Source organism: Streptomyces sp. SID12501, from assembly GCF_010550245.1.
GTDB lineage: Bacteria > Actinomycetota > Actinomycetes > Streptomycetales > Streptomycetaceae > Streptomyces.
On sequence record NZ_JAAGLU010000008.1, the window covers coordinates 128313 to 147992 of the forward strand.

Genomic DNA, 19680 nt, shown 5'->3' on the forward strand with positions numbered 1-19680 from the left:
TTTCGCGTGGTGCCTCTTGTCGTGCTTCGTGTCGTGCTTCGTGTCGTGCCTTTTGTCGTGCTTCTCGTTGTTCTCACTGCGACTCCAGGGAGTGAGCGCGAAGAAACTTCAGCATCAGAAGGAACGCGGGAGGGGAAATGTGGGAGCGCTCCCATAAACCCACCGCGACAGGGACACGTCAAGGTGTCGCGCATCATCCCGCGCTGGAGCGCGAGTTGCGGAAGGTACGGCGGTACGCGTCCGGGGGCACGCCGATCGTGCGGTTGAAGTGGCGGCGCAGTGTCGTGGCGGTGCCCATGCCGACGGCCTCCGCGATGGCGTCGACACTGTCACCGGTGGCTTCCAGCAGCTCCTGGGCGCGCCGGATCCGCTGGGTGAGCAGCCATTGCAGCGGGGTGGTGCCGGTGACCGTACGGAAGTGGCGGCCGAGGTGGCGCGAGCTCATGTTCGCCCGGCGGGCCAGGTCCTCCACGGTCAGCGGGCGGTCGAGCCTTTCGATCGCCCAGGGGAACAGGTCGGCGAGCGGATGGTCGTCCTGGGCGGGCACCGGCGCGGTGACGAACTGCGCCTGCCCGCCTGCCCGGTGCGGGGGTACGACGAGGCGGCGGGCGACGGTGTTGGCGATCGCCGAGCCGTGGTCGAGGCGTACGAGGTGCAGGCACAAATCCATCGAGGCCGCCTTGCCGGCGGAGGTGAGGACACGGCCGTTGTCGCTGCCGTTGTCGACGTAGAGGACGTCCGGATCGACCTCCACCCCAGGGTGACGGGCGGCCAGGACATCGGTGTGCGCCCAGTGCGTGGTCGCGCGCCGCCCGTCCAGCAGTCCGGCGGCGGCCAGCACGAACGCGCCCGTGCACAGCGAGGCGACGCGTGCTCCCGCCTCGTGGGCCGCGCGCACCGCGTCGACCAGCTCGGCGGGCGGCGTCTGGTCGACGTCGGCCCAGCCGGGGACGATCACCGTGTCGGCGTACGGGAGACGGTCGAGGCCGGAGTCGGGTTCCAGGAGGAATCTGCCGGCGCGGATCGGGCCGGGGCCGCAGAGGGCGACGTCGTACCAGGGGTCGACCAAGTGGGAGAGATCGGAGCCGAAGACCTCGTAGGCGATGCCGAGTTCGAAGTGGAGCATGCCGTCGGTGACGGCGATCGCGACTGTCCTCGTACCCATCCCCGCGCCCATCCCCGCGCCCGTCCCCATACCCATTTCCATGTCCGGAATTGTACGTGGCATGTCGTTCCGGACACTCGTGCGGATCGGGCGTCGCGGTCAGGATGGCAACAGTTGAAACGCGACGGGGAGAAGACATGGGATCGGTATCGGGGCAGGCAGTTGTGGTGTTCGGCGCGTACGGGCACACCGGGCGTTTCGTGGTCGCGGAGCTGCTGGAGCGTGGGTACGTCCCGATCCTCGCCGGGCGGGACCCGGATCAACTAGGCAATCTGGCACAGGAGTTGACCGTGTTCCGCCCGGGGCTCGATGTACGACCGGCGTCGGTCGACGACCCGGGGGCGCTGGACCGCGCGCTGGCCGGAGCGGCGGCCGCGATCAACTGCGCCGGGCCCTTCGCGGCGACGGCGGCGCCGGTGATCGAGGCGGCGCTGCGGGCCGGGATCCCGTATGTGGACGTGGCGGCCGAGATCGAGGCCAACCTCGACACGTTCACGCACTTCGCGGAGCGTGCCCGTGCCGCGAACGCCCTGGTGATCCCCGCGATGGCCTTCTTCGGCGGCCTCAGCGACCTGCTGGTCACCGCGGCGATGGGCGACTGGACGTCGGCCGACGAGGCGCACATCGCGTACGGGCTGAGCAGCTGGCACCCCACCGCCGGGACGCGCACCGCGGGCGCGGTCTCCCGGGACCGCAGGAACGGCCGCCGGGTCCGCTACAGCGGAGGGCGCCTGGAGTACCACGACGACGCGCTGCCGACCCTGAAGTGGTCCTTCCCGGACCCGATGGGGCCCCGGGAGGTGATCGGCGAGTTCTCCATGGCCGACGTCGTCACCGTCCCCAGCCACCTGACCATTCCCGAGGTACGCGGCTACATGGCGGCGGACGCGGCCAGGGAACTGTCGGCCCCGGACACCCCGGCACCGGTCGCGGTCGACGAGGACGGGCGGTCCGCGCAGACGTTCGTCGTGGACGTCGTCGTACGGGCCGGGGGCGTGGAACGGCGTGCGGTGGCGCGCGGGCGGGACATCTACGCGGTCAGCGCGCCGCTGGCGGTGGAGGCGGTGGAGCGGGTACTGACGGGACGTACGCGGACGGTCGGTGTCGCGTCCGCCGGGGCGGCCTTCGACGCGGTCGACTTTCTGGGCGCTCTGTCCGAGTCCAAGCACATCTCGCTCGAACTGTTCCGGTAGGCGGCAGGAGCCCGTGTCAGGTCCTGCGCCAGGCGCCGAGCAGTTCCTCGGGCCCGTATGCCGCCTGGAGCCCGGAACAGCTGACCCCGTTGCGGGAGACCGCGACGAGCGGTACGGGCTCGCCGGTGATCGCCGCCCGGTGCTTCTGCAGCGCGGCCAGGTCGTGGTTGTCGAACGCGGAGTTCTCCAGCCACTTGACCGAGCCGAGGAAGAGCAACTGCTTGGCCACCGGCTGCCGGTCGGCACCCACGAGGTCGATCTCGATGTCGTTGCTGCGGGTCCAGTACCCGCCGATCGCCGGGGCAGCGGGCAGGGGCCCGTCCGGGAGGAGGCGGGCGAGGGATTCCCGGACCAGGGGCTCGATCGCGCGGCCCCGCCAGCTCGTCCACTGTTCCTCGATCCGGCCAAGGGTGAGATCCCCTCTCATCCGCTCGATCTCCGCCATGTGCGGATCCAGGAACGCGAGCCAGAACCGCAGGTAGGGGTCGGCCACTCGGTAGCGGCGTTCCTTCGACGGCCTCAGCGAGAGGGGCAGTTCGGCTGCCACGACCCGTTTCTCGGTCAGGACGTCCGTGGCCCGGGTGAGGGTGGTGTGGGAGATGCCGCCGGCGGCGCGCGCGATGTTGGTGAAGGTTCGCTCGCCGGTCCCGATCGCCCGTAGGACTTCCCCGCTCATCGCTTGTGGTGGAAACTCCGCGGCCAGTGAGCGCTCGGCGGAGACCAGCAGCGCGGAGATCGGATTGTCGAGGGAGTCTCGGAGGAACTCCACATATCCGCTCCGGGCCGCCATTCCGCACAGATCAGCGGGAGGCCGCCGGTGATCAGGGTGGCGTCGAAGGCGGCAGCGGGTTCGAGGCCGAGCATCTCGCCGATGTCGGCCGGGTTCAGCGGCCCCACGACCATCTCCCTCCCCCGCTGATGGAAGGGACGGTCGTAGCTGTTCAGCGCCTCCATCATCGACAGGTCGGATCCGACGAGGAGGAGAAGCACCGGCTTGCGGCTGAGCAGACGGTCCCACGCCCGCTGCAGCATGCCCTCGAAGGCGTCGATGCGGTCCATGAGATACGGCACCTCGTCGATGACGACCACGCTCGGGCGGTCGTCGGGCAGAACCTCGGCAAGCAACCTGAAGGCCGCGTTCCACTGCACCGGGATCTCCTCCGCGAACAGCTCCCGCCCAGGCAGGGTGGACCGGGCGACGCCGTCGAGAAGCTCCGTCAGCTCGTCCTCCGCCGTACCGCCCGCCGCGGTGAAGAAGAGGTACGGCGTCTCGGTGCGCCGGAGAAACTCCTCGACGAGGCTGGACTTGCCGACCCGGCGCCTGCCCCGCATGAGAATGCACTGGCCTGGTTTGGCCGACCCGGCGGCGTCCCGAACGGACTGAAGGGCAGTGCGGAGCACGGCCAGCTCGCGGTCCCTGCTGATGAAGCGACGCATGAGAAGACCCCCGTAGGCGATAGTATCGGTAGCGATACTATCGCCATCAATACCATTGCCTACGGGGCATGCTCGACTTGTTCTACGCCGTTCGAGGCGGCCCTAACGAGCCCAAGGCGGTGTGATGGTGCTGCCGTCGGCCAGTTCGGAGCCCGCCGAAGCCACCGCCGCGTCGCCGACGCCGAGTTCGGCGCTCTCGCCGCCGATGGTGAGCCGGAGGCGACCGGAGAGGACGTAGAACGTTTCCTCGTGACTGATCGTATGGGCCGGGCCCACCATTCCGGCCGGGACCTCGGTGCGCCAGGCGGCGAGGTCCCGGCTGCCCGTGTCCGGACGGACGTAGGAGACGAAGCGGCCACCGTGGATCTCGTGCGCGACGGCCTCGGTGCTGCGGATGAAAGGCATGTCAGCCCCTTTTTTAGACAAGTAGCTTGTCCATAAAGACAAGCAGCTTGCCGAGTTATAGTCAAGCCATGGATGACGCTCTCGCCTTCTCCGCACTGGTGCTGGCACTCTCCGGACAGTTGGTGCAGGAGATCCACGCCGGCGTGTCCGAGCAGGGATTCGAGGATTTGCGGCCCGCGCACGGCTTCGCGTTCGTCCGCATCTCCCTGGGCGGTGCCACCACGGCCGCGCTGGCCGAACATCTGGGGGTGACCAAGCAGGCCGCCGCCCAACTGGTCGAGGAGCTGGTCCGCAAGGGGTACGTGGTGCGGCATCCGCACCCCCACGATGCCCGCGCCCGGCTCCTGGAACTGACCGAGGCCGGCTGGGCCGCCACTCGCGCCGCCGATCAGGCGGCCCGGGCTGCCGTCGCACCCTGGCGAGAGGCGCTGGGCGAGGCACGCTTCAGCGAACTCGTCGCCGACCTGACCCGGCTCACGCCACCGGGGCCGATCCGCCCCGCCTGGTGAGCCGGCCGGCCACCTGCCTGGACTGTCGCAGGGGGCCCAGGCTCTCGTTCGTCACCCACCGATCCTGGACAGCCTCTCCTCACTCGCGGGATGTGCCGCTCCGCCGGTCACCGATCAGCCGGGGCCAGAATCCTGGCCCGGGAAGAAGTCGGCGCTTTGGACGTACTCCATCGCCTTGGTGAACTCCGGGTCGCCGAGGCGGCTTTCCATGTCCTGCGGGCTCAGCTCCTCCACGCGGGTCTGGATCCAGTACAGGTTGCCCAACGGATCGCGCACCCGGCCGACCCGGTCTCCGAAGAACAGATGAGTGACCTCGGTGACCGAGGTGCCGCCGGCCGCGACCGCCTGACGGTGCACGGCGTCGGCGTCCTCGACGTAGAGGCGGAGGAAGCCAGGGGTCGGCGGCCACTCCGGCCGCGCGTCGAACATCATCACCACCGAGTCACCGATCCGCACCTCCGCATGCTCGATGCTGCCGTCCTTGCCGGCCAGACACGCGAGCTCCTCCGCGCCGAACGCCCTCTTCATGAAGTCGATGAGCCGCACCGTGTCGCGAGAGATGATCCATGGCGTCACGGTGGCATAGCCCTGGGGAACCGGGTTCACGGACATCTGACCGCCTCCTGAAGTGCGTGCGAGTGCCTCGACGTGACGACGACGCTAGCTCTCAAGTAGGTCAGAAGCTGTCCTAGAACACGCGTGACGGGTGGCAGCGCACAGCACCCTCATGAATGCCGTTGAATTCCATCCAGAACGAGTGCGCCGCTCACCCGCCCACAGCGTCGTTCGTCATGGTCGTCCGCCTCTACTCCTGGAAGGTGGACAACCCCCCATGAAGCAAATCGCCAAACAGGCGGTCCTGGCCGCGCTTACGTTCGTCGCGGTGACGGCCTCACTCACCGTAGGCGCGACGAGCGCGTTCGCGATCAACGAAGGCACGTGCAGCCGGACCGACTTCCTGCAGATCACCATCCACCGGCCCGGCGAGGACTCACAGATGCGGTGTTACGCCAACGCCGGAGAGGCCAACCTGATCTCCACGAACTGGTGGGTCACCCGGATCTCGACCGGCAACAACCGCGTCCAGTGGCTCGGGGACGGAAGCTGGCAGCCAGCTGCGGGGATCGACAAGTGGACCGTCATGACCTGGCCGAACCACCCCGGCGGGGTCAGCATCAACAAGGTCAGGATCCTCCGAGGGCACCGGCTAGCCGTATGGCCGGCCGGGGACGGCGATCCTGCCGGTCGCCGTCCCGCCGGTTTGGCCACCTTGCCGCAGCCCCCGGACCGACGAACCGCAGTGCCGCCGGTGATTCAGGCCGACCGCACACGGTGAGCCGCCCACGCCTCGGCGGCCGTATGGACGCTACGGGTCCAGGAGTTGGGCGACTCCTCGGCGATCTCGGCCCAGACGCTTTCGTTGGCCGCCGCGAACGCGTTCAGCCCGTCCTCCGGAGCCTCTCGGAAGGCGGGGATACGAGAAGCCCATTGCTCGGCGCTCTCGGGTGAGTGACCGCCCTCGGCGATCAGCCAGACGAGCCAGTACCCGGCGTCCAGCCACGGGGCTCCTCGGGTGGCCCATGCCCAGTCGACGAGCCACACCCGTCTCTGACCGACCATGACGTTGGCGGGGTTCGGGTCGGTGTGGCAGAGGGCGTCTCCGGTGAAGTGCGCGAGGGATGCGGCAGGCGCGTGCTCACGCAACCGGTGTCCGGCGTCCTTGAGTTCTACGCCGTCCGGCGCGCACAGGCCGGACAACCGTTCCAGAGTCGCGGCGACGAGCGGGAGATCGTCCGAGCCGGGTGCGTAGTGGGCGTGGCGGCCGTCGAGCGCATCGAAGGCGACAAGGTCCCATCCGCCAGCCTGAAGGTGCCACCGCACACGCGGAGAAACGCCGCTCACGTACGGGCCGACGACCGCCTCTCGCTGCTGCGTCCATACGCGGGGGTGATCTGCGGGCAACCCCTTGACATACACCTCACCCTGCTTGGTCGTCAGTCGCGCGGAGATGGCTGAGTTGAAGCCGGACGACACGGTTTCGACGCTCAGGAGCGGACCAGTGCGGGCGAGTACGGAGCCCTGCACATCGTCGGGCAGATCGGCGAAGTCGATGCGATCGGTCGGCATGGGTGCACTGTTGCAGAGATGGGAGGAGGTGGTCCCGCACAGCACTACGAAAGGGTCCACCGGAAATTGTCCGGCAGGCCATTTTGTCGCCGAAACCGGCTAATCGCTCATCTGCGAAATGCTTCCATTAGGCGCGCCAAGTCTTTCCGGAGCAACTCCCGTGACGAGATGCTCCAGGGCAGAATCCCCCGAACTCACTCTGAGAACCCAGGCTGCAAGGAGATAGACGACACCTTCTTCGTCGATTGCCAGGAAGAACTCTCCCTGACCTATCTCCCCCAACGGAAAGAAGCTGCGGCCGAACAACTCGGAAAGCTCCGCAAATCTACCCTCTTCCCCGATGGCAAGTTCCGGGTCGAACTCGAACGGCTCTCGCGCGCACGTGATGCCGGAGCCGCTGATGTCCACTCGGATGCCTCCGAACTCCTGAAGGAATTCCTCAGCGGCCGCATGCCAAAGAAAACCTGACATCGAGGACTTCCAAGGAGCAAGGTCAAACCGGCGGTCCGGGAGCCAGCCGGCCCGTCGAAGAACGCTCTCCACCTCGGAGGTGAATCGAGACATCCGGTCACCCCAACTGCAAGTCGATATCGAAGTACTCCACAAGTGCCTTGCAACTGTCGCACGGTCCAATGAGATTATTGAAGTTCTCGTTCGCTCTGGCCCGCCCCACAGTGGCCGCAGCAGTGGTCCCAGTACTACAGCCGTGACTCGTGATCTCGTTTGTCGCGGGTGGCGTAGTGGCAGCGTTGTGCGCGTGCCTGGTGGGTGCGGCGCCAGTGTGACTGCTTGATCACGGTTGCCGGTGGTGGGGGTGCGGTGGCCCAGAGGAGTCGGTTGAGCAGGCGGCGGATCTCTTCGGCCGTGTAGCGGATCAGCTTTTCAACAGCCCTGAATGTTCCCCCTTTTCGGGTGTCCGGGCCGGATCGGCCGGCGTGGGCGACTCGGCAGTGCTGTCGGGTTCTGGGAGGTCGCGGGTGCGGGTGCCGGTGATGGTCAGGAAGGCGAGGGCGGCCATGGACAGGGTGATGTGGCGGTGCCAGGCGTCCCAGGTGCGGACTTCGTAGTGGTCCAGGCCGCAGTCGGACTTCGCGGTCTCGAAGCAGTCCTCGATGCTCCAGCGCAGGCCCATCACGCGCACGATCTCGCCGATCGGGGTGCCGGCCTTGGCGTGGACGGCGAAGTAGGCGATCCGGGTGGGGTCGGTGATCGAGCGCCGCACCAGCAGCAGGTGGAGGTGGCCGCGGCGGGGGCCGCCCTCGGCACCGCCGGGCCAGGTGACCTCGGCCAGCGCCCAGTCGTAGGAGCGCAGCCCTTTGGCGCCGGCCCCGCAGGAGCGGCGTTCGAAGAGCAGCGGGACAGTGGCTGCGAACGCATCCACGCGCAGGTTTCCGGTGCCGTGGGTGTGTACGGCCTCGTCGACCGGGACGGCCATGACATAGGGGATGCGGCGGCGTTCGAGTGCGGCACGGAGCTTGCGGTCCTGCCCGTAAGCACTGTCGGCGGCCACCCATCCGAACGGGACCTTGGCCCGGCGGCACCGTTCGACCATGCGCCGCCCCAGTTCGGGCTTGGTGACCACGGCCTTCGCACGGGGGCGGGGAATGCGCTGGACCTGGCAGCGATCGGAGTCCTCGCACCAGGCGGCGGGCAGGTACAACTCGCGGTCGATCAACGCTCTGCCGGTGTCGGTGGCGTAGGCGCAGAACACCGCGACCTGGCAGTTCTCGATCTGGCCGGTGATCCCGGCGTACTGCGGGGCCACCCCGGCCGACATCCGGCCCTTCTTCAAGAACGCCGTCTCATCCAGCACCAGCACCCCGTCCGGCCGGGCCAGGAACTGCACCACGAGCAACCGCAGAGCATCGCGGAGCTGATCCGCGCACCAGGTCGAGCGGGCCAGGAACCACTGCACCCGGTCCGGCGTCGCGTGCCCGACGTGCTCAGCGATCTGCCAGCCGTTTTTCCGCTCGACCGGCGCGATCAACGCCTTCACATACGACATCGCCATCCGTCGCGGCTCGACCCGCCCGAAGACCCCCGCCAAAGAGGCGAAGAAGTCATCGAACCAGCCCGCCCAGACCTGTACAGCCCGTTCCGTATCCACGAACCGGACAACGCGTCACACACCGACCGGACACGGTAACGAGTCACGGCTGTAGTACCAGTCGGATCGAGATCGGCGTCCAGGACTTGGGTCAGACACTCCACCAGCCCACAACCTCCATGATTGTTGCCCCGATTGTCGACCGAGGTGGCATCGAGGACCGCCTGGACGTCCGGATGCACACGCCGGTTGCCCACCCCTCCATCGCTGTGAGCCAGGACGGGATCCCGTCCCCGCCGGAGACCCTCGGACCTCCGCGAACGGCTGAGGGGCCCTTCCGTCCGGTACCGGACGGAAGGGCCCCTCAGTCGTGGGAAGGCAGGCGTGAGGCCGACGTACGTCAGGCCGCCGGTTTCACCGTCGCCGGCGCGGTCGTCGCCGACGCCTCGCCCTTCGCCAGGGGCCACTCCTTGTGGAGCTCTCCCAGCGGGATGCGGGTCTGGAAGATCGGCGTGCCGAAGATGGTCAGCTGGATCTGGAGGGCCCCGGAGAGGTCGAGGCCTCCGTACAGGGCCCAGGTGCCGCTCGCCGAGCCCGTGCCATTGCTCGATCCTCCCGCCGCCGCGTCCGCCTCCACGCGGAGGTACGGGGCGAGGTCGGCGCTGACGCCTACGGTGCCGTACAGGCCGATCGAGGCCTCGGCGCCCAGGGACGCCTTGACGTCGCCCGTCGCCGTGACGTTGACGTCCAGCGGCGTGCCGGTCATCTCGGACTCGCTGACCGACTGCCAGCCCTTGCTCCAGGAGAAGCTGCCGCCGACACGGAAGTCGCCCTTGAGGTCCTGCTCGACGTCGACGGTCACCTTGCCGTCGGCGTCGATCTGGAAGTAGCAGACCAGGTCGAGGTTGACGACGATCGGGACCGGGCCCGCGTAGATGACGGGGTCGGAGTGGAGCTTCGCGAAGGGGATGCGCAGGGGCTTGCCGTCGGTCGTGGTGGTACCGGCCGCGCGGCCCTTCAGGGACCACTTCGAGGCCCAGTCACCGGTCAGGCCGAGGAACGCGCCGCCGGGCGACGAGCCCGTCCCGCTGCCGGAACCGTCGTACGAGAAGGCGACCTCGGGCGCGAGTTGCACGAAGCCCTGCACCGAGGCCGACGCCGAGGCAGGAGCGCCCTCGGCCGTGGCGATGGCGGCGCCCACGTCGATACGCAGGCTGCCCAGCGGGAGCCTGGCGCCCTCGGGGCCGAAGGTCAGGTCACCGGTCTTCGCCCAGGAGACCTTCACGCCCTCGACGAGCGGATCGACCTCGATGGCCGACGGGTCGACCGGAACATCGCCCTCGGCCTTGCTCTCACCGAGTACGGAGCTGAGTTCGGCGGACTTGGTGACCACCTCCGTACCGCCGTCCGCGGCGTCACCGACGACCTCGGTCACCTCGGCCAGCAGACCGTCGGGGGCACCGGGCGCGGGGGCGCTGGCGATGACGTCACCGACGGCAACAGGCGCTGCGGGGGCGGCAGTTGTCTCCGTCGCGGAGGGCGAGGCGGAGGAGGGAGCGGAGGACGCGGGGGAGGCGGACGGGGTCTTCGTGCCGTCGGCGGGCGCGGTCACCGACTTCGCGGTGATGACCGCCCGGCCGCTCTTCTTGTCGTACGAGGCGACCTTGAGCGACGACTTCCGCGCTCCGGCACCATCCTCGGCCGCGTTCTGCGTTGCCACGGCTGTGGGGGCCGCGTTGCCCAACGGGGCTTGTACGACGGCGAGTTGATCCGGCGTGTTGGCGGCAGCGGGTATCTCGGCCGCAGCCGCACCCGCGCTGTCCGCCTCGGTCGACGAGCTTGCGGAGCAGCCTGTGGTGAGCAGGGCCGCGACGGTGACCGATGCCAGCAGGGCATGTCTGGTGAGCTTGTGCACGCGTGGGGGTCCTCGGAATCGAGTTGATCGAATGACGGGACGGGGCACGGGGGTTGAGCCAGGGGTTGAGCTCGAACGATTACCCCTCAGTAGCCACGCATGAGCATGCCAGCCCCACGCACCCCGATGGCACGCTTCCTTTACTTTCTTTACATCATGATCTTGTGATGTGGATCACTACCTGGTTTACGGCCCGGTTTGGGACCCGGCTCACTGTTCGTCGTCCAGCCGGTACTGCTCCGACTGCACGAGGTACATCCGCCGGAAAAGCCCCGGTCCGTCACCGTCGGGCCTCAACAGGTCCTCGAACGTGCCGTGTTCGGCGACCCGGCCCCGTTCCAGGACGTAGATCTCGTCCGCGTGCCGGACGCTGTGCAGGCGATGCGTGATCAGGATGATCGTCTGGCCCGCCGCTGCCAGGCTGCGGATCTGGTCGAAGACGCGCTGCTCGGTCTCCGCGTCCAGCGCGCTGGTCGGTTCGTCGACGACGAGGATACGGGCGTCGCGGTGCCGGGCGCGGGCGATGCCGAGGCGCTGCCACTGGCCGCCGGAGATCTGGTGCCCTCCCTTGTAGCCGCGGGCTAGGAGAGTGTCCCACCGTTGCTTTGATCATCAAGTGCTCTCAGCAATCCCGGCGTTTCTGCCGGAATGGTCCGTAACGGTTTCACCAGAGCGCGAGTTGCGTCCTGGTGGCCTGTTGACGGTCTCCCGTTTCCTTCCCGGCCCGGGGGCTGGGGATTGTGCCACCTGCCCGCCCCGCCTGGGCCTTGCGGCTCGGGCGGGTGGTGCGGGTCTTGCGGTCGGCTCCACGGGGCTTCGACTCCGCCTCGACGGCGTTGTCCAGGTCTCCGGCCACTCCGGTACCTGTCGTGCGGGCCGCGAGGGCGACCAGGTTGTGTCCGGCGTTCGCGTCCCGGTCCAGGACGAGTCCACAGTTGTCGCACTCGAAGACGCGCGTACTGAGGGGCAGTTTGGCTTTCACCACACCGCAGCGGGAGCAGGTCTTCGAGGAAGGGAAGAAGCGGTCGGCGACGATGAGGCGTGTGCCGTGCCGACGGGTCTTGTAGGTGAGCTGGCGTCGGATCTCGCCGAACGCGGCATCCGCAATGCGGCGGGACAGGCGCCGGTTGCGGCCCATTCCGGCGACGTTGAGGTCTTCGACGACGATCGTGCCGTACTCGCGGGCGAGACGGGTCGTCATCTTGTGGAGGGTGTCCTCGCGGAGGTTCGCGACCCGGTGATGGACCTTGTTCCGCACCCGGTTCGCCTTCTCCCAGCGCTTCGACGCCTGCTGCCCAGTGCGCCGGTCCGGCCCCTGTCTGCGCGAGACGACACGGCTGGCGCAGCGCAGCTGTTTGTGTGCGCGGTCGAGGTGGCGTGGGTTGGGTTCCTCGCCACGGACACCGTCGCTGTCCGCGAGGACCGCGAGGGTCTTGATGCCGAGGTCGATGCCGACCGCCGTGTCCGGGCGGGCTACTTTCACCAGTTGGTGCTTCTGTTCGACCTGGAGGGACACGAACCAGCGGCCCCGGTCGAGGCATGCGGTTGCGGACAGGATCCGCAGGTGCCCCGCGTCGATGAGGGCTCGCAGGTCGGTCCGGTTCTCGTGGAGGCGGAGGCGGCCGATCCTGGGCAGGGTGATGTGCCTGCCGTCATGCTCGATACGGATCGTGCCGGTGGTGAACCGGCACGTCAGGCGCGCTTTCCGTTTCGCCTTGAAGCGGGGGATGCCCATCCTTGGGCCCTTGCGCTTACCGCTCTTCGACTTCGCGTAGTTGTCGAACGCCGCTGCCGCGCCTGCCAGGCCGGTGTTGTAGGCCTCCTTGGAGTTCTCCTCCCACCAGCCGGCGAAACGCGCGTTGGTGCGCTTGTCCTCGTTGAACGCCTTCCGCAGTGAGGGCAGCGACCACGACCGCCACGGCGTCAGCTCGTCTTCGGGGATGCCGTACGACTGCTCTGCCTTGCGCTGCCACCACACGGCGGTGACGTAGGCGACCGCCCAGTTGTACGCCGCCCGCGCGGCACCTGCGTGCGAGTGCAGGCGGCGGGTGGTCGTGGCGTTCGGGTCCAGTGCGAGCTTGTGCGCAAGGACGGTGAAACCCGGCAGCGGCTTGAACTTCTTCATCCGGCAGCCTCCGGGCCGGTCGCGGCGGCGACGGCCCGGGCGGCGCGATTCTGCGCCGAGCGGCGGCCGTACAGACGGGCGCACATCGAGGTCAGGACCTCGGTGATGTCCCGTACGAGGTCGTCGGCGGTCTCTGTCGGGTCGAGGACGACCAGGCGCCGTCCCGTGGCAGAGAGAGCGGCTTCCAGGTGCTCGACGCCGAACCGGGCGAGGCGGTCCCGGTGCTCGACCACGATCGTTCCCACACCCGGATCGGCGAGCATCCGGTGCAGCTTGCGGCGGCGCCCGGCCGCCCCCGAGCCGATCTCCGTCACCACATCAGCGACCGCAAGCCCCTGGGCCGTTGCCCCCTGCACGGTACGGGCGACCTGCCGTTCCAGGTCCGCTTTCTGGTCACCGGACGAGACACGGCAGTAGGCCACGACCCGCCCAGCGGCCTGAGGGGCGGGCTCGGTCACCAGCCATGTACCGGACGGCGTCTGGACGACCGGGACCGGCATACGGCCCTCTCTCGCCCATGTCCACGCAGTCTGGTAGTGCACGCCGTTGCGTACTGCCCACTCGGAAAGCTTCACGACATCAGGCTATTCACTGAGAATACTGGATATCCACTGAAAAAAATGGGAACTGTTGTCCACCCCTTAGCAGGCCGGTCGAGCCGCGCATGTCCTGCCCAGTTCTTCCCGCGCGCGGAATTCCTCACCCGGTCCGGGGACCGCCAGGGGTTACGAGCCGGAGCGCGACCGCTCCGCCGGGCTCGAATACGCGCCCTCGCTTCCACCCCGGCCGCGCCCCTCCCGCCGCCCCGCCGCCACCAGCCCCACCGTCGCGCACACCGACCCCGCCGCCATCATCGTCATCGCCGCGCCGGGGGAGGTGAGTTGGGCGATCGTGCCGGCCAGGGCCGCGCTCACGCCCTGCATCGTGAGCATCCCGGCGGAGTGCAACCCGAGGGCGTGGCCGGAGAGTTCGGGCGGAGTGAGGGACATCAGGTGTTCCTGCTGGACCAGGGTGGCGCCGTAACCGACCGAGGCCACGCAGACCGTCACGGCCGCCACCCACACCCCGGGGCCCAGGGCGAACACCAGGTTCGGCACCGCGAGCAACAGGAGCAGCGGCACGGCCAGTCGGCGGCGCAGCCGGGGTGACACGAACCGGCCGATCGTCATGTCCCCGATGAGCATGCCGAGGGCCGCGCAGGCGAAGAGGGTGCCCGCGGAGCCGGGGTCGTAGGACACGTAGAGGGATTCGATGCCGACGACCAGGCCGTTGGGGATCCAGAGGCCCAGGTAGGTGAGGCGGCGGGGGCGGGCCGACCACAACTCGGCGTTCGTACGCCAGGTCTGGCCGATGGACGGGCGGCCGGAGAGGCGGGGCGGACGGCGGGTCAGGCCCAGGCGGGTCATCAGCGCGCCCGCCAGGTAGAGGGCCGCCGAGGTGAGGAGTGTGGTGCGGGGGGAGAGGGTCGCCACCATGACCCCGCCGGTCGCGAAACCCGCGATCTGCATCAGCCCGTTCGACATGTTGAAGACCGAACGCCCCAGCAGATAGCCCTCCTTCGGCAGGATCTCGTTGAGCAGGCCCCAGCCGACCCCCGCCCCCAGCGATGCGATCAGCCCCAGGACGAACAGCACGGCGAAAACCGCCCCGATCGGCAGACCCGGGGTCGCCATCGCCGCCGTACCGAGCGCGAAGGCCAGCGCGATGCCCGTCAGGGTCGCGCGCGGGGGCAGGCGGTCGGAGGCCGAGAGAAGGGTCGTCGCGCCCACCACCTGGGCGAGCTGGGGGCCGAACATGCTCAGGGCGGAGAGCAGGGGCGAGCCGGTGGCACGGTAGGTGAGGGTGGCGAGGGCCAGACCGCCGATCGTCGAGGCGGCCGATCTCAGCGACGTGGAGAGGAAGAGCGGTGTGAACTCACGGGTGCGGAAGAGGGCGGAGTAGCTGCGCATCCGGGGAGTCTGCGAGAGGCACCCGCTCCTCGTTATTGTTTCGCGCACACGCGAAACGTCAGGAAACGTCAGGCGCGCTCCACACCGACGGACGACAGAGGGCAGAGGACGGAGGTACGGGCATGGGCTGGTGGCAGGTGAACGCCGACACCCTCGCCCGCAGCCGGTTCGTCATCTCGCCCCTCGCCGAGACCTTCGCGAGCCTCCGGCTGCTGCACACCGGGGCTGCCACGCACCCCGGCGAGCGCGCCTGGCTGACCGCCCACCTGCCCGCGTACCGTCACCGTCTCGCGCAGGACCCGACCGCCGCCCTCCTCGTCCGTGTCGGCCTCGGCCGTGACTGGATCGCCGACTTCCTGACCCCCACTCCCCGGTACGGCGAGACGTTCGAGGAGGCCGTCGCGCGCGTCCGGGCGGTCGCCCCCGCCCTGGCCCGCGACCACCTCGTCCGCTCCCGCCCCGGCCCGCTCCCCGCCGCCCTCGCCGACCGGGACGACCTCCCGGAACGCGCCGCCGACCTCCTCACGTACGTGTGGGAGGAGGCCGTACGCCCGTACTGGGACCGGCGCCGACGCGTCCTCGAAGCCGATGTGGTCGCCCGGACCGCGCAGGTCGGCCAAGGCGGCTGGGCCGCGGTGCTGGACGCTCTGCGGCCGGGGACACGCTGGCTCGGGGACAACCGGCTCCAGGTCAATCTCCACGAGTACCCGCCCCGAGAGATCTCCGGGGCCGAGCTGGTCTTCGTACCCGTGACGCCGAAGGCGGGTTGGGTGGCCTGGGAGGATCCGGAGCGGTACGCCGTCATCTACCCGTGCGCGGGTGTGCTGGCCGAGCACCGCGGTGGGCGTAGCGCGTCCGCCGCCCTCGGGGCGCTCCTCGGACCTGCGCGGGCCGTCGTGCTCGTACTCCTCGACTCGCCGCACAGCACCACCCAGCTGACCGCCGTGACCGGGCAGACGCTCGGCTCGGTCGGGCGGCATCTGCGGGTGCTGCTGGACGCGGGGCTGGTGGAGCGGCGGCGGGCGGGGCGGTCGGTGCTGTACTCCCGTACGGCGGCCGGTGAGGTCTTGGTCACGGCTTCGGGGGCGGGAGCCGGGCCCGACACCTACCGGAGTTAGCATCCGCTTATGACCACAGATGCCACTTCCTCCCCCGTCGACTCCCCCCTCAACGTCGAGATCGGCGCCCTCACGGGTGGTTCCGCGGACCTCGCCCAGTACGCGGGCAAGGCCGTCCTCATCGTCAACGTCGCCTCCAAGTGCGGGCTCACCCCGCAGTACGCGGGGCTGGAGAAGCTCCAGGCGCGGTACGCCGAGAAGGGCTTCACCGTCCTCGGGGTGCCCTGCAACCAGTTCCTCGGCCAGGAGCCCGGCAGCTCCGAGGAGATCGCCGAGTTCTGCTCGGCGACGTACGGCGTGACCTTCCCGATGACCGAGAAGGTCGAGGTCAACGGGGACGCCCGGCACACCCTGTACGACCGTCTGGTGGGCTTCGCCGACGGCGAGGGCCACACCGGTGACATCCGCTGGAACTTCGAGAAGTTCCTCATCGGCCGCGACGGCCAGGTCGTCGCCCGCTTCTCCCCGCAGACCGAGCCGGAGACGGACGAGCTGGTGGGCGCGGTGGAGAAGGCCATCGGCTGACCTGTCCGGTTCTCTGCCCCGGTTCCGTGGGTTGACCTTGCCCCTGGGGCAAGGGTGAGCGTCCTTGTCACCGGGCCGACCGTGCCCGGTGACGGAGGATGTCGGGGTGGACGGCTACGGGTACGGCAACGGGAACGACGGCCTGCTCACCATCGGCGCGTTCGCCGCGCGGGCCCGGCTCTCGCCCAAGGCCCTGCGGCTGTACGACCGGCTCGGGCTGCTCGCCCCGGCGCACGTCGACGGGACGAGCGGCTACCGCTACTACCGCGCCGAGCAGGCCGAACGCGCCCGCCTGGTGGCCCTGCTGCGCCGGCTCGACATGCCACTCGCCCTCATCGGCGAGCTGGTGGCCCTGGTCGAGCTGGACGGGACGGCCGCCGCCGAGCGGCTCGCCGCCTACTGGGCGGACGTCGAGGCGCGGATCGCGGGCCAGCGGACACTCGCCGACTACCTCCGTGGACGACTGTCAGGGAGGAGCTCCGAGATGGAAGAGCTGTACGGGAAGTTCGTGGTCGAGACCGTGGACGTACCCGAGCGGGTGGTGCTGACGGAGACACGGCACACCCTCGCGGATGAGTTGCCCGCGTGGATCGGGGCGTCACTGGGACGCCTGGAAGCCGGGGCCCGGGAGTGCGGGGGCGTGACGGCGGCGCCGTTCGTCGTCTACCACGCCGAGGTGTCCATGGAGAGCGACGGTCCGGCCGAGTCGTGCGTCCCGGTCGCCGACGAGGCCGCCGCGCGGGCCTGGGCGAAGGCGCACGGGCGGGCCTGGGAGACGGCGGTACGGGTGGAACCGGCCCGGCGGCTCGCGTACACGCGGATCACCAAGGCGCAGGTGGCCCATCCGCAGATCATCGCCGCTTTCGAGGCGGTGGAACGGTGGCTGGCCGGGCAGGGGATCGAGCCGGCGGGGCCGTGCCGCGAGGTGTACTTCGCGGACTGGGAGGCGGCGGGGCCGGACGACGCGGTGTGCGACATCGCGTTCCCCATCGCACTGCCCGTCGCGTTGCCCACTCCGCTCCCCGTCGGTTCGTGAAAATGCTCCGGGGGCACCCGTAGGGGACCCTGGAGAGTGCCTGAGGGTGCTTGAAGAGCACCTGAAGAGCGCTTGAAGGGCGCCCGAGATGTGTCCGGAAGGGTGCGGCCGGAATTATCCGGTCGCGCCCGTCCGGGAACCATCTCAAGCTGATGGGGCTCTTTTCCGTCATGCCCCGGTCACCGCCTGGTCACATGGGGCCCGGTAAACCAACGCTCGGGGTGCGATTAGCGTCTACCCCGGAGACACCTCCACAGGACGGACACCCGCCAGCCGTCCGCGCGCGCCCGAGCCGAAGCGAAACGGAAGTTGCAGTGGCCTTTGCCGAGCTGACCCCACGCACACCTGTCATGCGCGCCGACAAGCCCACGCAGGCACGTGAGGTGTGGCACGAGCGCCACCGGGTGGCACTGACGGTGACCGTCTGCGCGGTGCCGCTGTACTTCATCTGGTGGGCGGTGTTCGCGACCGGCGGCGGCGACCTGGCCGCCCAGGTGGCATGGGCCGAGTTCGCGAAGATGTATCCGGGCTCCGCGTACAACCTGTTCTGGTACGGCGGACTGCACGCGGCCAACTACAGCCTGATGTCCCCGTACCTGATGGCCGCCATCGGTGTCGTCGCGACCACCATGCTCTCCGGGGTCGCGGCCACGGTGCTCGGCGCGGAACTCGTCGCCCGCACAGGTGTGCGCAAGCCGCTGTGGCCGGCCCTGGCGGTGGGGTTCTCGCTGTGGTGCCAGGTGATCTCGGGGCGCTCGACGTTCGTGCTGGGCACCGCCTTCGCGATGGCGGCCGTACTGGCCGTGGTGAGCGGGCGCAGCGCACGGCACCTCGGCATCGCCGCCCTGTGCGCGACCCTGGCCACCACCGGCAGCCCGGTCGCCGGTCTCTTCGTACTCGTCGTCGGCGCCGCCTACCTGCTGTCGCGCGACTGGGGCCGGGCCGCGGCCCTGCTGGTGCCCCCGGTGGCCGTCGTGGGCGTCACGACGCTGCTCTTCCCGTTCGAGGGCGAGCAGCCGATGCCGTTCGCCCGTATATGGCCGCCCGTCATTCTCTGCGCGATCGTCGTCCTGACGGCCCCGAGCGCCTGGCGCACACTGCGTCTGGGTTCCGCGGTGTACGCGGCCGGCGTGGTCCTCTGCTACCTGATCCCGACCCCGATCGGTACGAACGTCGAGCGGCTCTCGGAGCTGGCGGCCCCGGCGACGCTGCTCGCGATCATGATGTACCGGACCGGGTGGGGGGAGGCCGAGCAGCGGGACGGGGCGCAGGACGGGGACATCGCCCGGGTGACCCCTTCCCGGCTGCCCCTCCCCCTCCCCTGGTTCACGCCCCGGCGGCGCATCGTGGCTCTCGGGCTCGCGATGGCCATCTCCGTGAGCTGGCTGTCCGGCAAGACGATCGCCGACATCGTCACCAACACCACGGTGCCCGAGTGGGCCGTCAAGACGGACGGCGTCGTGAACGAGCTGAAGCGGCTGGGCGCCGAGCAGACGCGCGTCGAGGTCGTACCGGCCCGCGACCACCGCGAGGCCGCCATCCTCGCCCCGTACATCAACATGGCCCGCGGCTGGAACCGGCAGGCCGACGTCGAGCGGGGCCGGCTCTTCTACGAGGGCCACGGCGGCACCGCGGAGCCCGAGGGCGGCTTCTCCCCCACGGCCTACAAGGCGTGGCTGTCCCAGTGGGCGGTGGGCTTCGTCGTCCTCGTCAACGGCGAACCGGACGGCCCGGCGAAGCTGGAGCACGCCCTGGTGACCAGCGGGCCGAGCTATCTCCAGCCCGTCTGGGAGGACGCCAACTGGAAGATCTACCGGGTCAAGAACGCGACCCCGCTGGTCGACAGGCCCGCCTCCGTGGTCAGCGCGGACGGCGCCAACCTCGTCGTCCGGATGCCGAAGGCGGGCGAGGTGACCGTACGGATCGCGTACTCGCCCTGGCTGTGGGCGGAGAACGGCTGCCTGACGGACGAGGGCGAGTTCACCAAGCTGACCGTCGAGGAGCCCGGCGACATCCGGATCAGCTCCACGTACGGCGGGCCGTCCCAGGAGACGGCCCTGCAGTGCGAGAAGGAAGCGGAGAAGAACAAGTAGGACAAGGAACGGGCACGGAGTACGAGGACGCGGGAT

Annotated in this window: 16 protein-coding genes and 3 pseudogenes; 7 read left to right on the top strand and 12 right to left on the bottom strand. The window is 69.4% G+C overall.

Going from position 1 to position 19680, the window contains the following annotated elements; translation table 11 throughout:
• Positions 1-193: 193 nt before the first annotated feature.
• Positions 194-1165, bottom strand: a complete 972-nt coding sequence (locus tag G3I71_RS11460) for a helix-turn-helix domain-containing protein (RefSeq protein ID WP_164314005.1) — start codon at positions 1163-1165, stop codon at positions 194-196.
• 137 nt (positions 1166-1302) lie between these two features.
• Between G3I71_RS11460 and G3I71_RS11465 the strand changes: the two genes are divergently transcribed.
• The gene (locus tag G3I71_RS11465) at positions 1303-2358 is read left to right on the top strand and encodes a trans-acting enoyl reductase family protein (protein ID WP_164313878.1); all 1056 of its coding nucleotides are present in this window, start codon (positions 1303-1305) and stop codon (positions 2356-2358) included.
• A 16-nt stretch (positions 2359-2374) separates the two neighbouring features.
• Here G3I71_RS11465 and G3I71_RS11470 read toward each other — a convergent pair.
• Positions 2375-3795, bottom strand: a pseudogene (locus G3I71_RS11470) (ATP-binding protein).
• 102 nt (positions 3796-3897) lie between these two features.
• The gene (locus tag G3I71_RS11475; protein ID WP_164313879.1) at positions 3898-4200 is read right to left on the bottom strand and encodes a cupin domain-containing protein; all 303 of its coding nucleotides are present in this window, start codon (positions 4198-4200) and stop codon (positions 3898-3900) included.
• A 68-nt stretch (positions 4201-4268) separates the two neighbouring features.
• On the opposite strand from G3I71_RS11475, the gene G3I71_RS11480 reads away from it, so the two are divergent.
• Positions 4269-4709, top strand: a complete 441-nt coding sequence (locus G3I71_RS11480; protein WP_164313880.1) for a MarR family winged helix-turn-helix transcriptional regulator — start codon at positions 4269-4271, stop codon at positions 4707-4709.
• Between the two features lie 114 nt (positions 4710-4823).
• Here the strand turns inward: G3I71_RS11480 and G3I71_RS11485 are convergent, their stop codons facing one another.
• On the bottom strand, positions 4824-5321 hold the full coding sequence (locus G3I71_RS11485) for a VOC family protein (RefSeq protein ID WP_164313881.1): 498 nt from the start codon (positions 5319-5321) through the stop codon (positions 4824-4826).
• 220 nt (positions 5322-5541) lie between these two features.
• Here G3I71_RS11485 and G3I71_RS11490 point away from each other — a divergent pair, with 220 nt between their 5' ends.
• Positions 5542-6045 carry a beta/gamma crystallin domain-containing protein gene (locus G3I71_RS11490; protein WP_164313882.1) on the top strand — a complete coding sequence of 168 codons (504 nt, stop codon included), beginning with the start codon at positions 5542-5544 and terminating at the stop codon, positions 6043-6045.
• On the opposite strand, the gene G3I71_RS11495 is transcribed toward G3I71_RS11490, so the two are convergent.
• From G3I71_RS11495 to G3I71_RS11530, 8 genes and pseudogenes are all read right to left on the bottom strand, one after another.
• A complete protein-coding gene (locus tag G3I71_RS11495; RefSeq protein WP_164313883.1) occupies positions 6024-6836 on the bottom strand; it encodes a phosphotransferase family protein in 813 nt (270 codons plus the stop codon). The genes G3I71_RS11490 and G3I71_RS11495 overlap by 22 nt on opposite strands.
• Positions 6837-6935: 99 nt before the next feature.
• Positions 6936-7400, bottom strand: a complete 465-nt coding sequence (locus G3I71_RS11500) for an SUKH-3 domain-containing protein (protein WP_164313884.1) — start codon at positions 7398-7400, stop codon at positions 6936-6938.
• A 412-nt stretch (positions 7401-7812) separates the two neighbouring features.
• Positions 7813-8883, bottom strand: a pseudogene (locus tag G3I71_RS11505) (IS701 family transposase); the annotation flags it as partial.
• A 400-nt stretch (positions 8884-9283) separates the two neighbouring features.
• A complete protein-coding gene (locus G3I71_RS11510; RefSeq protein WP_164313885.1) occupies positions 9284-10798 on the bottom strand; it encodes a hypothetical protein in 1515 nt (504 codons plus the stop codon).
• Positions 10799-11008: 210 nt separating this feature from the next.
• Positions 11009-11395 (bottom strand): annotated as a pseudogene (locus G3I71_RS11515) (ATP-binding cassette domain-containing protein); the annotation flags it as partial.
• 67 nt (positions 11396-11462) lie between these two features.
• A complete protein-coding gene (gene tnpB, locus G3I71_RS11520; RefSeq protein ID WP_164313886.1) occupies positions 11463-12923 on the bottom strand; it encodes an IS607 family element RNA-guided endonuclease TnpB in 1461 nt (486 codons plus the stop codon).
• The gene (locus tag G3I71_RS11525) at positions 12920-13498 is read right to left on the bottom strand and encodes an IS607 family transposase (protein ID WP_164313887.1); all 579 of its coding nucleotides are present in this window, start codon (positions 13496-13498) and stop codon (positions 12920-12922) included. Before G3I71_RS11525 ends, tnpB begins: the two co-directional genes overlap by 4 nt.
• A 150-nt stretch (positions 13499-13648) precedes the next feature.
• Complete coding sequence (locus G3I71_RS11530) at positions 13649-14872, bottom strand: MFS transporter (RefSeq protein ID WP_164313888.1); 1224 nt, start codon at positions 14870-14872, stop codon at positions 13649-13651.
• A 122-nt stretch (positions 14873-14994) separates the two neighbouring features.
• On the opposite strand from G3I71_RS11530, the gene G3I71_RS11535 reads away from it, so the two are divergent.
• The 4 genes from G3I71_RS11535 (at position 14995) to G3I71_RS11550 (ending at position 19644) form a co-directional block, all read left to right on the top strand.
• Positions 14995-15990: a helix-turn-helix domain-containing protein gene (locus tag G3I71_RS11535; protein WP_164313889.1), complete on the top strand. Its 996-nt coding sequence runs from the start codon at positions 14995-14997 to the stop codon at positions 15988-15990.
• A 9-nt stretch (positions 15991-15999) separates the two neighbouring features.
• Positions 16000-16515 (top strand): glutathione peroxidase, encoded by a 516-nt coding sequence (locus tag G3I71_RS11540; RefSeq protein WP_164313890.1) that lies wholly within the window; start codon positions 16000-16002, stop codon positions 16513-16515.
• An 88-nt stretch (positions 16516-16603) separates the two neighbouring features.
• Positions 16604-17551, top strand: a complete 948-nt coding sequence (locus G3I71_RS11545) for a MerR family transcriptional regulator (RefSeq protein ID WP_343242924.1) — start codon at positions 16604-16606, stop codon at positions 17549-17551.
• Between the two features lie 350 nt (positions 17552-17901).
• Positions 17902-19644, top strand: a complete 1743-nt coding sequence (locus G3I71_RS11550; RefSeq protein WP_203729968.1) for a hypothetical protein — start codon at positions 17902-17904, stop codon at positions 19642-19644.
• Positions 19645-19680: the final 36 nt, after the last annotated feature.